General features: G+C 38.6%; 13 protein-coding genes. 11 read left to right on the forward strand and 2 right to left on the reverse strand.

Annotated features, from left to right (window positions below):
• A partial coding sequence (locus NEOC84_RS06175; protein ID WP_166156754.1) for an IS5 family transposase occupies positions 1-558 on the forward strand: 558 nt, incomplete at its 5' end.
• 549 nt (positions 559-1,107) lie between these two features.
• On the opposite strand, the gene NEOC84_RS06180 is transcribed toward NEOC84_RS06175, so the two are convergent.
• Positions 1,108-4,305, reverse strand: coding sequence for an ankyrin repeat domain-containing protein (locus NEOC84_RS06180; RefSeq protein WP_166156757.1), 3,198 nt, complete (start codon positions 4,303-4,305; stop codon positions 1,108-1,110).
• Between the two features lie 131 nt (positions 4,306-4,436).
• Positions 4,437-5,846: an RtcB family protein gene (locus NEOC84_RS06185; RefSeq protein ID WP_166156760.1), complete on the reverse strand. Its 1,410-nt coding sequence runs from the start codon at positions 5,844-5,846 to the stop codon at positions 4,437-4,439.
• Positions 5,847-6,645: 799 nt separating this feature from the next.
• Here NEOC84_RS06185 and NEOC84_RS06190 point away from each other — a divergent pair.
• From NEOC84_RS06190 to sctQ, 10 genes are all read left to right on the forward strand, one after another.
• Entirely contained in the window at positions 6,646-7,044 is a 399-nt protein-coding gene (locus NEOC84_RS06190) for a type III secretion system chaperone (RefSeq protein ID WP_166156763.1), read from the forward strand.
• A gap of 38 nt (positions 7,045-7,082) precedes the next feature.
• A complete protein-coding gene (gene sctD / locus NEOC84_RS06195) occupies positions 7,083-9,497 on the forward strand; it encodes a type III secretion system inner membrane ring subunit SctD (RefSeq protein WP_166156766.1) in 2,415 nt (804 codons plus the stop codon).
• Between the two features lie 117 nt (positions 9,498-9,614).
• Positions 9,615-9,854: a DUF5398 family protein gene (locus tag NEOC84_RS06200; protein ID WP_166156771.1), complete on the forward strand. Its 240-nt coding sequence runs from the start codon at positions 9,615-9,617 to the stop codon at positions 9,852-9,854.
• A gap of 210 nt (positions 9,855-10,064) precedes the next feature.
• Positions 10,065-10,358, forward strand: a complete 294-nt coding sequence (locus NEOC84_RS06205; protein WP_039386809.1) for a DUF5407 family protein — start codon at positions 10,065-10,067, stop codon at positions 10,356-10,358.
• 146 nt (positions 10,359-10,504) lie between these two features.
• A complete protein-coding gene (locus NEOC84_RS06210) occupies positions 10,505-10,954 on the forward strand; it encodes a SctF chaperone SctG (protein WP_166156774.1) in 450 nt (149 codons plus the stop codon).
• Between the two features lie 68 nt (positions 10,955-11,022).
• Positions 11,023-11,703 carry a hypothetical protein gene (locus NEOC84_RS06215; protein WP_166156777.1) on the forward strand — a complete coding sequence of 227 codons (681 nt, stop codon included), beginning with the start codon at positions 11,023-11,025 and terminating at the stop codon, positions 11,701-11,703.
• 99 nt (positions 11,704-11,802) lie between these two features.
• A complete protein-coding gene (fliI, locus tag NEOC84_RS06220) occupies positions 11,803-13,119 on the forward strand; it encodes a flagellar protein export ATPase FliI (protein WP_166156780.1) in 1,317 nt (438 codons plus the stop codon).
• A gap of 18 nt (positions 13,120-13,137) precedes the next feature.
• Positions 13,138-13,644 (forward strand): type III secretion T3S chaperone, encoded by a 507-nt coding sequence (locus NEOC84_RS06225; protein WP_166156783.1) that lies wholly within the window; start codon positions 13,138-13,140, stop codon positions 13,642-13,644.
• A 57-nt stretch (positions 13,645-13,701) separates the two neighbouring features.
• Positions 13,702-14,676, forward strand: a complete 975-nt coding sequence (locus NEOC84_RS06230) for a hypothetical protein (protein ID WP_166156786.1) — start codon at positions 13,702-13,704, stop codon at positions 14,674-14,676.
• 358 nt (positions 14,677-15,034) lie between these two features.
• A complete protein-coding gene (sctQ, locus tag NEOC84_RS09970) occupies positions 15,035-16,363 on the forward strand; it encodes a type III secretion system cytoplasmic ring protein SctQ (protein WP_166156789.1) in 1,329 nt (442 codons plus the stop codon).
• Positions 16,364-16,365: the final 2 nt, after the last annotated feature.

The raw sequence follows: 16,365 nt of genomic DNA on the forward strand, positions 1-16,365 counted from the left end.
GAGTGGAAAGTACGCCAGCATGGCAAAGCAAAGCGGAGGACTTGGAGAAAAATTCACTTAAGCGTTTGCCCAGACTCGCATGAGATTATCTTGAGTGAATTGACATTGAGCAATAAAGCCGATGATTTAGTGGCGAGCCAAATGATCCCCAAGCTGCCAAAGAGCGTAAAGACCACTTATGGAGATGGTGCTTATGATAGACAAGCTTTCTATCGATCGTCTTATGTTCGGGGGATAGATCCTGTAGTGCCTCCAAGAAGAGGAGGAAGGCTAAGCCACGAGACGGACAAACCCTGGATGAAAAAAAGGAATGATAACTTAAAAGTCATTCAAGGCTTGGGAGGAGATGATGAGGCTAGGCAGCTTTGGAAAAAGCTTAGTGGCTATCATAGAAGATCGCTTGCTGAAACGGCAATGTACCGCTTTAAAAGAAGCTTTGGAGGAGATTTTCGCTCTAGGAAGCTAGAATATCAGCGGGTAGAATTATATGCTAAGTCTTTGGCGATGAACAAGATGACAGCACTTGGAATGCCCCAAGGGCAATGGGTACTAACTTGATAAGCTTTTAAACAGACCAACTATTAGGTCATTTACGCAACAAGGCCATAATTTGTCCTAAACAGTACTTGACCTGACAAACACGGATTACCTGGCAGGTACTATTTCTGCCAGTTAATTCATGTTTGTCAGGTCAAGTACTGTTTAGGACAGGGTTGATACGTTAAAAAAAACTTATATACATAAGCCACCTTCTGAAAGATGTCTCTCTAATTAATAAGAGGGATTTCATAAAGTACAGGGTTATATAAGAAGTAGCTTAAAAGCGTATAATCTACTGAACCAAAAACTTAAACTAAAAAGACGCCAAGCGATGGAATCCCCCTTTTGGGGCTTCTAAGGACTGTTTACCGATGGCACCCTTTCTTATTATTAATTCTCTTCTATAGCTGTTCAAGCTTTTATAATTTTTTTACCCTTAGGAAAGGTAAAGGACTTAAGAAGCCATCAGCTTTTTGCTTCTCTAGCCGTTAATGTTTTCTTATAAACGGCTGATAAAGAGATTATTATAGAAAAGGATATAGAGCCCTCTATATCCTTTTCTATGCTTTAGATCATCTTCTTTAAGTCCTTGTAAATTTTAGGTAAGGTATGTTTAATAGAATGTTTACGATGGGTCATGCCCCCCATAGAAGGAAGAAATTTTTCCACTGTGCCTACATAAGGTACATTTTGCTTTGTATATCCTCCAGAAATGCAATACCACACATTTTCTTCCCAATGTTGGTTATCCATATAATGGAGAAGAGCTTGAATATTTCCCTTATTACTTGCATAAAACCTAATGAATGTGTCAACAATTCCTTTCCTATCTTCCCAAAAGCTTCGTAAGCCATCTTGCAAGCTAGAAGAACTATTTACATTTGCCGCCCAATTGTTTTGCCACGAGCACCTTTCGTTCGTCTCATTAAAACTATCGGTCCATAATTTATCAAAAATAGCAAGAAGAGGCCATCCACCATGAGATTTTGCCTGCTTTACAGCGGCACCCGCTTTGAGCAAAAGAAAAACCTTTTCAAAAGTATCCTGTTCTATTCGGCACCAGTTTTGACGAAATATTAAATCTAGCGCCGTGTAGCCATACTCATCCGGATGATCAACAGGCCAACATTGATAACTGATAAGCTCTCGAAGAATTTCAGGTCCTGCATATTGCGTAGCAAAGTGAATAGGAGTATCTCCCTCTTCCGTAAGAGGCGCCAGGATTTTTCTCTCATATAGTTTATAAAGCTGGGAAGGGTGTTTTAAGATAAAATTTTTCCATATTGTTTGTATAGTCGCCGGTTTCTGTACGATTGCTCCCTGTTCAATCAAATGAAGAATAGTGTCACATAGCTTAGAAGTAGCTTCTCCTTTAACTAAGATATCTATTGCTGCTAGTTGGTTAGCATTTATTACATTAATATTACTTATTCTCTGAGAGGATAAATACTTCATTACCTCTAAAGCTTGACGCTCAGCAGCCTTATGAAAGATTGTATTTTTTGAAGCATCTATCCTATTCAAGTCCACCCATTTTTGCTCATGGATAATTCGCAAGCAATCGGCATTGAAATAAGCAAATTTTAATAGTTCATCCCTTTCCTCAGCTGTAAAGGTGATAGGGGCCTTACTACTCGATAAAAGCCAATGAAGGGTGTCACAACCACCCGATTTAAAACAATACCTAATCACCCTATTGGGCATCTTTTGGAATAAGTCAAGGAGATAGGCTTCATCTTCTAAACTTTCAGCTTTATTCCAGATCAGTTTAAGCTGCCCTGATGAAAGGCCTTGTGCTTCTGCTTGCAGAAGCACTTGAATACAAGAAATAACTTCATCTATATCACGATCTTTTCCCTGTACCAGCTGTAAGGGGGTCAAGCCGCTTTTATTAAGAGCATTGACATCCATTTTTTGTTGGATAAAGTACTTTAAAACCTCAACATTAAGAGCTTTGGCAGCCAGATGCAAGCCACCATTATCTTCTTCATCCTTTAATGTAAGATCCAATCCTTCCTTTATTAAAGCTTGGACGACATCTACTGAGCGACTACAGGCAACACTCCATACTTCTTGTAATTGTAAAGGTGAAAGAGTGGTAAGTATACGAGGAGAACTCTTTAATAAAGTGGTTAGCACTGAAGAAGATTGATAGCGCACGGCATATATAATTTTTTGAGGAATAGTGAGCAGGGAAGAAGCCTCTTTAATTGCTTCTTCAATCCCCAGCTCTTGAAACTCAGCTTCTTTTAATCGCAGGCTAGCATCCCCTATTTTTTCTAACCAGTGCTTAATGAAAAAGTTTCCCTCCTTGCCTAACTTAGGGAGGCTACCAGGTAAAGGAACAACCCCGTATCGATTATTTAAAAGCACTTCCGCCACTGAAAAAAGCTGATGATCAATAGCGATGAGGAAACATTCTTGGTCAGGTTTTGCTCCTATTAAAACTAGATGGCTTACAAAATCCTGGTCTTTTAATTTTAAAGCTTCCTTAAGCAGTTGATTAATCCCTTCTTTCTCTATGTGGGCAACAGAATCCATCTTTAAAAGTTCTTCCCTTTTAATCTTATAAAGATCCTCGGAAGAAATTTTTGAAAACTCCTCTTTATCTTTGCCGGCATTTTTTCTAAAGAATCTTCTTAAATCATAGTTTTTACCTTTTAAAACAACTTTAGGCAGCGAACCTGTTTTAGAGGCTAAACGTATAAAGCTTCCATTATCTAAAAAAAATTTAAGGGTCTCTTCTGCAGCTGCGGATAAACCATCTTCTTTAGCCAGCTCCTCGCATAGTTTATATAAAGGTGTCTCTCCCCTACTATCATATGTCTGCAAAACTTTCTGTAGCTTTCCCTTCTCTGCATATTTTTGGCTGATACGCTGGATTAGCTCATAATCACACCATTTAGCAGCAGCATGGAGCATAAAAGTTTCTTTCTTAAATTTAGCTTTTTCTAATCCCAGCTCGATTAAAACACGAAGCAGGGATGAATCTTTATAGCCGAGAGCTATTTTTAAAAGATTAGGAGTGGACCCGGCGTATTTAAATTCATGATCAAGCGATATAGCAGCTTTTATGCCTTCAATGTCATTCATTTCTATCACAGTTTGAATACGTGTCATCATCGAAGGAAGGCTATTAAATAGACATCCCCAGCGATCTGTGTCTGGATGATCCCATAATTTTTGTAAGTTTGGTTGCTCTATTAAATGCCGTTTAAAAGAGTTATGTTGCCATTTTTTTTCATAGGCGATAAAAAGCCCGGCAATGTCCTCTCTACCTATATTAATCGCTATTGTTAAAGGATCATACGTTTCTGTAGGATCAAACTTCCAGGTGCGAATAGCATGCACAAGCAAAGTCATAACTCCTAAACGATTAGCTTTTTCTGCTAAAATGGCTAAAGGAGTTCTTCCCATAGCATTTTTTTTATTTATTCCCGGTGACCCACGGCAATGCGCAAGCATGCTACGCAAGATGTCTAGATCTCCATTGTGGCAAGCTAGGTGAATAATGGACTCATTGTCTATATTGACGGGAGGACTAGACAAAACCCAATTCGTCATCTTTTTTAGGAAGAATAAAGTGGCTTCTTTTTGATTGGATCGGCAGGCATAAAATAAATGCGAATCGCCAAAACGATAATCAGCATGAGGCTTGTAAGCCCATTTTTTGTCTTTTTTAATATTAAGCTTTACGTGAGACTGGCTAAATTCTTTTCCCTCAGGCGTCACATAAAAAGGTTTTGATTGAAGAGGAGCTTCCATGTATAGATCCTTAAATGGTAAATTTTTCTCTTGAGTTCACCTTATACAAAAACTTATTTTTTTAAGAAAATTATTTATTTTTTAAGGTAAACTTTCTTGCTTTACCTAAAGATTTTTGTAGATCTTTACCATTACTCACCTTCTACAATTCCTTGAGGCAATGAAGATAGTGAGCTTAAGCTACCTTCAGCGGCCATGCGTACAATTCTTGGCTGGAATTTTCCTATCACCTCAACTAAGTCTTTCTGTTCTTCCATGACTGCCTCGATAGGTTTATAAGCTTGAGGTGATTCGTCTAATCCCCCACCTATTAAATTTATGCCCTGCTTTAATAAAGAATTGAGATGTTGCTCTAAAGAAATCGTCTTTTTTGCTTTAGTGCGCGCCATTTGCCGGCCACTGCCATGTGAAGCCGAGTTTAATGAATCTGGATTGCCCTTACCTACAACCACATAGCCAGCATCAGCCATCGTTCCTGGAATAATCCCTAACACACCTTTTCCACTAGGTGTTGAACCTTTGCGATGGACGATAGCCTCTTTTTCCTTTCCCTGCACATGAATCTTTTCCCGCCAAGCGAAATTATGGTGATTCTCTACGGTAGCAATGGGAGCTATTCCTAGTGTCTCTGCTATTCTTTGGTGAATAACATGGTGATTGGCAGAAGCAAATTGCCCTGCCAGCTGCATGGCTTCCCAATACTCCCTACCTAGATCATGATCTAAAGGTAACCAAGCTAGATGCCTAACAGAATGGTCCAATTCTTTCAGCTGGGCCATGGCCATTTTAGTATAATAATCAGCTATTTTAAAACCCACTCCTCTTGAGCCGCTGTGTGAGAGCAATGCCAGGTAAGATCCCGCCGCAAGCTTAAAAGGATTTTCTGCCTCAAAAATTTTTAGCTCACCCCATTCTACGAAATGATTTCCTCCCCCGCTCGTACCAATTTGGTAAATAGCCGTTTGCCTTAAAGAACGTGTCAATGAGGTAAGTTCCCACTGGGATTTTTCTAATATTGGGTGATCGATTTTACCTTTGTGAATGCCGGCAGCGCCTGCGCCAAATACAGTATTATCTAATAAAGCCGAATAAAGATGTTTATATTCCACGCTTGTAGGATTTTCTAAAACGTGCGCCGGGAGAGGGTAAATGGTCAGTTTCATCCTACAAGCAATATCTACCCCTACGGCATAGGGAATAACAGAATTTTCTGTAGCCAAAACTCCCCCGATAGGAAGACCATACCCTAGATGCGCATCAGGCATTAAAGCCCCTGCTAGCGCTACAGGTAGACGAGCAGCTCTATCCATCTGCGCTATTGTCTCTGCCTCAATATAATTCTCCCCCCAAACTTTATAAGGAACCGGTAAAGGGTGCAAAAGCAAGCTTCTTCTTATAGAGCCAAATTTATTTTCAATCGTTTGTAAGAAGGCAAGAGCTTTTTGTGGGCTTTCTTTCTTGTATAAAGTCCACGCCTTATCTTTTTCGGGCGAAGTAAATATCTTTTGATTAAGTAATGCTTGGAATTCTCTTGGATTCATAGGCCAACTTTTTATGATTAAAGCGTTTAAAGAGAGGGACATTTAATAAATTAGCAAGCAACTTCAAAGTCTTTCATGCCTCTTAAAAAAATTGGTAAATTGCTTTTCCTCACACTGGAGAGAAAAAATTGATCACCAGCTTAGAGATAAAAATAAAAAAATCTACCCTTTAGGATCTTTAAAACTAAGAAAAAATCCTTTAAAGATAAAAAGGCATTTTCTAAAAAACATGCAAGTTGTTTATTTAAAATTGTTTATTCTTTATAAAGAAATAAAAAGCAATCATACATGTAAAGGCATGATAAAACTTACTCTTTTCTAGTCTAACTTGTAAAAAATTTTATCCAAATCTAAAACCAAGCATATGAACAACTAAGTAGATAACAGAAGAGCAGCTTGCCATTTGACCAAAAGTAATTGAGAAAAATCCTTGTTCCTTTAAGGAAGGTGAAAGGATAGTGAGTCATTTTGTAGAAGCAAAATAAAGCTCTATTCTCTAACATTCATCCAATTGGCCCTTATCTAAAGCATAAAAAAAACCTAGCTTAATTTTTATCATCTCTTTATTTTGCTTACACAAAAGAAACGCTAAGAAGTTAAATTTTTTGGTTTCACCTTTGATAAAACAAATGGTCTTGTTCGTTTTAAAGGTTTTACGTAATCTAAGGTTTTACGTAGCCTATTGCTTGTAAGGAGCTCATCACAAAATTAAAGGTCATCATTTATTTTTAATCTTTATTTTTGGCATTATTTTTGGTACATAAAATATCAGAGATGATTTAAAAAGGTATGGATCCATATGGTCGATCTCAAACAATTCTGTAGCCAGCTTTCAAAAGATCTAGGTCTTGATGAAGATTTACTTCAAGAAGAAGCACCAGGAATTTTTAGTCTGCCTATTGAGGAAGAAGTTTCTATCAAGCTAGGGACGCTAGCTGAAGGCTTTTCTTTACAATGCATTTTATGCGACTGCCCCAAAGAAAATCCTGAAGCCTTTTTGGCTGAAATAATGGATGCAAACTTGTTCGGACAGACCACTAGGAATTGTGTATTAGGCCTAACAGAGGATGGAAATCGATTGACGCTATCGCGTATGATCGATTATAATCTTGATTATAAGAGCTTTAATGAATTTCTTCAAGATTTCTACAATGTAGCTCTATTCTGGCGCGAACAAGCGCTTCATCATTTAAAATAATTCTCAATACGAAGATAAGATATAACAACGGTTAACATATGGTCGCCAAATTAGTTGCAGAAGAGGGTGTTCAAAAAGGTCTTGTACTTTCCTTAGATGAAGGAAACGAATGGGTAATAGGCCGTGATCCAGACGCTTGCCAGCTGCTTATTGAAGATCCTTCTGCTTCACGTAAACATCTACTCTGTCGCCAAACTCCCGAGGGTATTGTAATTGAAGCTTTAAGCCTTGCCCACCCGGTGTATGTTAACGAACAGCCTATCCAAGAGTCCTGGCTACTGCACCATGGAGATAGGGTTCAAATAGGAGAAGGGCTTTATCGTTTTTATGCAGAAGATGAGACTCAATGGCTCGATGAAGAAAAAAAGAATCTTCTTAATGGGCAGGAAGAATTAAATGATTCCGTGCAAGGAAACCTTCCTGAAAGTGTAGAGGATGAACAAACTTTGCCCACATTAGATGACGAGCACTCTTCTCAGCTTTTTGCATCTCATCCTTCTCTCAGTGAAGCCAAAGAAGCAGGAGAAAATTTTCCATCCTCTGCCCTAGATCAAGCACAGCCGCTAGGTAAAGAAGATGAGCAGTCAGATAAGGACAATGCATCTTTTGCTTCTACTACCTTTAATGAAGAAAGCTTTTTCACCCCTTTAGAGGAAAATAGAGAGGCAGCTTCTGAAGAGGAAAAAAAATTCACAGAGGAAGATAAGCCCTCTAAAGATCAATCGCCTGAGGGAAAAGATAAAACCCCGTTACCTCTTGCTGAGGATAAGGGTATTTCCCCACAAGAATTGGAGAGTGACGATGAGTTTTTAGAAAGCTCACCGGAACAAGAAAGAGAGCAAGAAACAATGAATGGTTCTTGGGCAGAAAGGCAAGGTGATTTAGAAATATCTACAGATCCCAAGGAAGATGAAAAGCAGAGGATGAATGATTCTCATTTCTCACAGTTATCCCAAGAAGCAAGCCAATCTGAGGACCAGCAGAATGATGAAGATATTTCTATTTTTGAAGAATCGCTAGAAACGGCTAATTATCCTGAAATTCACTTCGATTTAGCTGAAACAGGCCGTTGGCTGATTAAAGTGGTAGGAGGGCCTAATCATGGGGCCGAGTTTACTCTCCAGCCTTCTTGTACTTACCTCATTGGAACTGATCCTAATAGTTGTGACATAGTTTTCCATGATACTAGTGTTTCACGTCAACATGCTAAGATTACTGTAACGGAAGAAGATACGATAAGTTTAGAAGACTTAGGAAGTCGCAATGGAACGTTTGTAGATGGAAAGCCTTTAACAGGTAGAGAATCTATTCCTACCAATACTTTAATTCTTATGGGCACCTCCTCTTTTGTGGTTTACGACCGGGAAGGTGAAATGCAAACAATTATTGCTCCTTTGCTTCCTTCCATAGTTAAAACTCTAAAAGAAGAGCCTCAAGAATTAACTCCCGCCCCTGCCCCTGCGGCTGAAGGTGAAGCACCTGTCGAAGAAGTTCCCACGGCAGCACCTCCTGTAATCGCTCCACCTCCTAACAAGGTATACCCCCATGAAGCTTTAGGAGCTTTTATTTTAATCGCTATCATTACAGGCTTATTTGTTATCATTGGAATTGGTACCGCAACTTTATTTAAGAGTAAACCTGTGGTCTCCCAACAAGTTATTAATCCCGAACGTGACCTTACAGAAGCATTATCAGCTTTTCCACATGTTAAATACTCTTTTAATCGTAATACAGGGCGCCTACTTCTTGTGGGGCACGTTTTATCAGGATCAGATAAAACACAACTTTTATACAACCTACAAGGCTTCCCTTATCTACGTAGCATTGATGACAGTGGGGTGATTATTGATGAAGGGGTTTGGAGAGAAATTAACCAAATACTTTCCCAAAACTCTAATTGGAAAGGTATTTCCATTCATTCGCCTACCCCTGGTCATTTTGTCATCTCTGGCTACCTAAAATCTAGAAAGCAGGCCGAGCAGCTGTGGGATTATATTGCCTCTAATTTTCCCTACCTCGATCTATTAGAAAAACGCGTGATCGTTGAAGAAGATGCCGTTTCTGCGATAAGTGCGCTTTTACAAAACCAAGGTTTTAAAGATATATCCTCTCAAATGAATGAAGGAGAGGTTATTCTTTCAGGCCATCTTCCTGCTGGAAAAATGAATGATTACAATCAGACCCTCATTAAGATTAAAGAAATTCCAGGTGTACGCTCGATTAAAAATTTTGTGGCTGAGTTAGCACCTGAGCAATCGATGATCAATATAACCGATAGATATGAAATTACAGGCGTTTCCCACCAAGGGGATGTGAACACCAATGTGGTAATCAATGGTCGCATACTTACGCGAGGAGATGTTTTGGATGGAATGACGATAATAAGTATTAAGCCTAACGCTGTCTTCTTAGAAAAAGAAGGAGTTAAGTATCGTATTGAGTATAATCGCTAAAGAGAAAAAAAAGTAATACTTCTCTTTCTTGCAATTATTTCCTATTCCATATTATAATAAACTTAAGGGTGCTGAAATCCCTATATTAATGCTAGTAGTGCGTGAATGAGGTAATAAATGTTTGGTCTTGAAAAGCAGAAAAAGAAAAAAGGCGAAGAGTTTACTTTTGAGCTAGAAAAAGAATTAAAAGCTTTTAATAGCCATCAAGATTATAAGAAAAAAGTTGAAGAAAGAATACAGGATATTAGAAGTTTATTAAGGAAAGGTGAAAATAAAGGCGAATTTGACAAATTGGGAGTACTTTTACATGGGTACACCTCTTTATTAAAAATTATGTCCCGCCTCTCGCCTAAGTAAACTAAATTAAGCGCTCTGCTGGGCGGCAATTTCTAAAAGCAGAGATAGAGGATTGATTCTCTATCAAATTGAGGCCCAGCTGAACGCTTAACAACATGTATGAAGTGAGAAGTGATTCAGAAAGAAGATGAATGCTCATCTTCAGGAAATGAAATTTCCAGTATGAATCTCTGGCACGCTTATACTCCTAAATTAACAGGAGGATAAAATATGTCTTCAAATAGTAACCAATCATTTCCTTCAGCTCCTACTAGCTATAGCGGAGCTAATCGCCAATCGGGATTTGAGGTACAATCGCTTATTGGTATCATTAACAATGCTGTATCTAGCGCTAAAGCTAAACTACTGCAAATTCAAAATAATAGAAGTTCTATTAGTATTGGAGATATGTTTGAAATGCAAATGCTGATGAATCACCTTTCTCAGTTATCAGAAATGACTACTGATATTGTCAGTGCCTCTAATACGGCGATTTCATCAATGGCACGTAATATTAAATCATAAGCTTAAAAAAAAGACTGGATCAAAGTCTGATAAAAACAGGAATGTTCATAAAGAGCAAAAGCAACATTATCTTTGATCCAGGCTAAGTCTAAAAGTTAAGTATCTGCAGGTATCATTGAACGACGGAAAAAAAGGATAGCAGGAACATGACGAAAGAAACGATTGAGGATTTCAAAGAAGATTTTTCTCTCTTCATTGAAGCAGGCTTTATAGCAGTGAAACAGCTTGATGAGATCAGTGCTTCACGTATCTTCCAAGCTGCCCAAACCCTCAATCCTGACAGCACAGCCCCTCAAATTGGCTTAGGCTACATCGCTCTTAATAAATTGGAAGTTAAGCAAGCTACAAAAATTTTTGAAGAAGTGGTTCAAAAAGAACCGGAAAATTATTTAGCACAGACTTTTTTGGGCATAAGCTTCCTATTAACAAAGCCTAAACGTAAAAAAGGGGAAAAGCTTATTCAAGAAGCTATGGATAAAAGCAATGACCCTACAGTTAAAAACTTGGGATTCCTTTCGCTGCAATGGGCACAAAAAGATTTAAATGACTTAAAATCACACTTTTTCAATCACGAAAAAGGTGAAGTAAAAAAATAAAAGTAGAGTAGCTTAACAATCTTAATAATTAGTTAACCTAATGAAATTAAGATAGGAAGTTAAATATTATGACAATAGATAAAATAGACGAAATAAAAAAGATAGGCAGTTCGAAGCTTAGTGCAAACGCAGAAGCAGAAGGACTGGTTGATAAGGATCACTTTGAATCTTTGATGCTTCAGCAAGAGCAACAGCAAAAGCAACAAAAAGAAGCCACGACTGTTGAAAAAATTGAGTCGATCAATAGTAAGCCTACCTTAATGGAGCAAGTGGCCGAGCTTAATAAAAAAGTTGATCAAGTTAAAAAAGTACAGCCAGTAGATATTGTAGCCCAAGCTCAGGATGTCATGTCACGCATGTCTCAAATTCAAGACCAGCTGGCTCTCCCTGGACAAGCTATTAAGCCAGCTTACCGTAATCTTTTAAAGAACAAGCTTACCCATATTAATGATAACTTGCGGATAGCTCTTTCTGCTGCCGGAGTAGAAAATGTTCCCCCTGCTCCTCAAGCCATCTCTCCCAATCCGATTGACCGCTTTTTAGGCTTTCTTACCGATGGGCAAGCCCAACTGAAATCGATTACTAAAGAAGTTCAATACATGCATTTAAATAAAAATAATATAAATGCTGCAGCCATGCTAGCCGTACAAATTAAAGTAGGTTTTATCCAACAAGAGCTAGAATTTTTTAGTAGCGTATTAAATAAAGCCCTAGAATCTACCAAAACAATTATGAACGTCCAAGTCTAGTTTCGAGAAAATGCTTGCAAGTTGATTTGAATCATTAATAAAAGCCTACTATTGCCATCACTTTAAGCATATTGAGAAGATTAAGGAGCACTATTAATAATGAGCTTGGATGATAAATTTGATAAACTCTTAGGAAGTATTGATGAGCTAGAGTTGACTACCGTCAATGGACGCATCACAGAAATAGTGGGAATGCTAATCAAAGCTATTGTTCCTAATGTGAAAATTGGAGAAGTTTGCCTTGTCAAACGTGAAGGTGAACCATTACGCACAGAAGTCGTAGGTTTTACCCGTGAAGAAGTTCTTCTTTCTCCGCTAGGAGAAATGAAAGGGATAGGCCCTTCTTCAGAAGTTATCCCCACTCATATGCCTCTTCATATTAAGGTAGGCCCTAATCTCTTAGGACGCGTATTGAACGGGTTAGGAGAACCTCTAGATGTAGAAACCAAAGGGCCTTTAGAAGTAGATGAGATTTATCCAGTCCTTCAAGCTCCTCCCGATCCCGTTAAAAGGAAAAGAATCGAAGCCCCTTTATCTGTTGGAGTGCGGGCGATAGACGGAGTTTTGACTACCGGCTTAGGACAAAGGGTAGGAATTTTTGCAGCTGCTGGTGGAGGTAAATCAACCTTACTAGGCATGATTGCTCGTAATGCACGTGCGGATGTAAACGTAATCAGCCTTATTGGCGAGAGGGGACGTGAACTACGCGATTTTATCGAAAAAGATTTGGGACCCGAAGGTTTAGCGCGTTCTGTGTTGGTCGTATCCACTTCTGATCAGGCCTCGCAGCTAAGGCTCAATGCTGCCTATGTAGGAACAGCTATCGCCGAATACTTTAGAGATCAAGGTAAATCGGTAATTTTAATGATGGACTCTGTGACTCGCTTTGCGCGTGCCTTGCGTGAGGTTGGTTTAGCTGCTGGAGAACCACCTGCCCGTGCAGGTTACACTCCCTCTGTTTTTTCCACACTGCCTAAGCTGTTAGAACGTGCTGGCAACTCAGATAAAGGCTCTATTACCGCCTTCTATACTATTTTGGTAGCAGGTGATGATATGAATGAACCCGTAGCCGATGAGGTGCGCTCTATTTTAGATGGTCACTTAATTTTATCTGCCGATCTGGCGCGTCAATATCACTATCCTGCTATCGATGTACTTTCTTCTGCCAGCCGGGTTATCATGTCGATTGTTCCTAAAGATCATTTACAATTGGTGGGTAAATTAAAAGAAGTATTAGCTAACTATAAAAAAAATGAGCTTTTAATTAAAATTGGTGAATATAAACGAGGAGCCGATAAAGCAGGTGACTTTGCCATCGATTATATTGATAAAGTTAATAGGTTTTTAAAGCAAGGCGTGGAAGAAAAATGCTCTTTTGAAGAGACCTATCAATTGCTAAAAAATCTTTTCAAATGATAAGGACTATGAGCTCTCATGAATAATATAATATATCCTTTGAAACAGGTTTTAGATATCAAACGGCGACGTGTAGAAGATGCTGAAAAAATTTTAAAAGAGAAAAAAGAGTTATTAGCAAAGGAAGAAGAAAAGTTAAAAAATGTAGAAGCTGTAAGAAACAAGGTTTTGGCCCATCAACAAGACAAATTGCAGCAATTACGTGTTGAAAGTAGCCACCTTACAACCAGCCCTAAAGTCCAGCAAATGAAAATTTATCTAAAAGTAGTGGCAGAAAAACTACAGATAGAAGAAAAAAAAGTTAAGGATCAAAAAGATCAAGTTAAAATGGCTCAAAATAAAGTAGAAGAAGCTAAACAAGAATTGGATCGAAAGCGTTTAGAAGTGGATAAGCTCAAAACTCATCAAGAAGACTGGACAAAAGAAAGAGCTAAAGAATTAGAAATTATAGAAGCACGCGAGCAAGATGAGTTAGGAAGCACGATGTTCTTGGGTAGAATGCAATCCGCAAAAGCTTCAAAATGATAAAAATTAATTTCTGTCTGATGGGCAGTGAAAAAGACAGAAAAGGAGTTAGCTAATATGTATAACTTTAAAATTACAGGCGATCAGAATAAAGATAATGTCACTATTAATCGCGCCTCAAGCTCTAGGCCTTCAGGCTCTTCCTCCCGCGATTTCCAAAAGGTTCTTGGCGAAAAAGAACGTCGTCAAAAAGAGGAAGAAGAAGATTCTAAAAAAGCAAAAACTGTAGACCCCTCTTTTGAAGCAGAAGTTCTTTCTCTTACCGAAGAAATGCCTAGTCCAAAACAACCCTCCCTGTTTGATCTTTCTAAAGAAGTAGTTAAAAAGAAAAGTGAGAGCGAAACTTCTGAAGTAGCTAAAATGGTCTCCTCAGAAGAGCTCCCTATGGAATCTCCTAATGGGCTCTATAAAAACTTAGCATTAAAGGAAAAAGCTTCCCGAGCTAAAACAGGGGAAGGAATGTGGGAAGAATCTCATAAAGATAAGTTAGAAGCTAATGAAGATAAAAAGCCTATACGCTTTTCCCAAGAGGCAGGGGATTTATCTCATGTTAACCCTCTAGCCTTGCATGTAAGCGCTAGCTCTCAGTCTCATAATCAAAATCTAGAGACAAATATGCCTTCTCAAAAACTGACCACGCAACAGCTAATAGATGCTATTGTGAAAGCTATCACTACCATAGATAGCCAAGGTAAGACGGATACCATAGTTACTTTAAAGCATCCCCCTATGTTTGCAGGTGCCAATCTGGTGCTCACCTCCTATGAAAGTGCCAAAGGAGAATTCAATATTCGCTTTGAAAATCTAAGCCAGGGTGCCAAATCATTCATGGATATGCAACAAAATCAACAATCCTTGCTTTCATCCTTAAATGAAAAAGGATATACTGTCCATATGGTAGTAGCTACTACTCAAATTGAAACTCCTCCATTTAATCCTGCAGCACCTCAGCAATCCCCACGTGATGGCCAGCAAGAGGAGCAGCAAAAACGACAAGACAATAGAAAGCAAAAAGAAGATGAAGAAAGTTAAGGACTACCAATTCTTAAGAAAGCTAAAAAGATGATAAATCGCTTGGGCCAGAGCTCCTACCCGACTAAACAAAACCTTTTTTTTCTAAAGGCTTATCTGATGAAGAAGGGGTTAAAATAGACACCCCTATCCTTGATAAAGAAGAGTAGGATTAAATTAAAAATAGTGATAAACATGAAAATGTCAATCTTTTAAAAAGCGCTATCTTATAAGGCTTACAGTTTTAAAAAAGTCTAATACTTACTAGGTATTTTGCTAAGAGAGCTTAAAATTTTTTAAATTGTACTTTTGCATTGACAATCTCGACTCCTTTTATGTCATTATAAAGAGGTATATAACATTTTATGAAGGCGTGCGCGTGACTTCCCCTAAAGCTTCGATGCCATACGATTGGCTTAAACAAATTCCTACCGCTCTTTTGCAACTAGATGAAATCCCGCTCATTGGATCATCCCCTCCTTTTCCATGGGAAGATTTATCTAAAGGGCTAGAAGAGATCTTTCAGATCCCGGATTTTAAAATAGAGCCCACTCCTTTCCAATGGCGTACAAAAGACGAGCTATGCGTGGGGATGGGTCCAGTCATCCCCCTCTCTTGCTCGATTCCCTCTCTAGAAGGTCAATTGACATGGATAATGGCAGCAGAAGATATCTATCGTTTGATATCTCTTCTCCTTAACGAGGATGGTCATGAGCATGATGTACTCGAAGATGAATTCCTGCAAGGCTTTTATTGCTTTGCCGCCTATGAAGTGATACACTTAATCAATAAGCTTCCTTTCGATCAATCTCTTTCTCCACAAATTTTACAAGAAAGTAGTATACCGGTAGAAGACTCCCTTTGCGCAGACATCAAAATTCAACTGCGTGGAAAGACTTTAATAGGACGTATGATTGTCTCGCCTACCTTCCGCCGTTCTTGGAAAGAAAAATATGCCGAACGTTCTCTAGAACTTCCTTTGCATGCATCGTTGGCCGAACAACTGACAATTCCAGTGCATATAGAAGCAGGAAGAACCTCTATCCATCCATCAGAATGGAAAACCGTTAGAAAAGGGGATTTTATTCTTCTGGATTCTTGCACAGTAAAACCTTATGATGATAAAGGTGGACGCATTACCCTTACTGTCAACGGCCTCCCTTTTTTCATTGGAAAAATTAAAGACGGAAATATTAAAATCTTGGACCACCCATTGTATTATCAAGAGGAAGAGACCTTTATGAGTAAAATTCCCTCCGAAGAACAGGATGATTCATCTTTAGATTTTGAGTCAGAATTAGAATTCGATTCTGAAATGGAATCTGATATGGAATCCGATTTTGAGTCAGAAATGGAAGCAGAGTCTGAGCATGAGTCTGAAGAAACATCGAATTTGGCCCTCGACGAGAAACTTAAAGATAGAGAAATAGAAGAAGATCTTACCTCTTCAGAAGAAGAATCTTCGGCTGTGATACCCACAGAAACGTCGGTCAAAATTGATGAGATTCCTTTATCTGTTATCATCGAAGTAGGCCGTCTGCAAATGTCTGTAAAAAAAATGCTTGAACTGCAGCCAGGCAATTTATTGGAGCTAGATGTCCATCCTGAAAACGGTGTCGATCTGGTCGTCAATGGAAGACGTATTGCCAAAGGTGAATTAATTAAGCTAGGTGAAGCCTTAGGCGTAAGAATTCTAGATATTAGCTAAAT

Origin of the sequence: Neochlamydia sp. AcF84, assembly GCF_011087585.1 — a bacterium.
GTDB lineage: Bacteria > Chlamydiota > Chlamydiia > Chlamydiales > Parachlamydiaceae > Neochlamydia.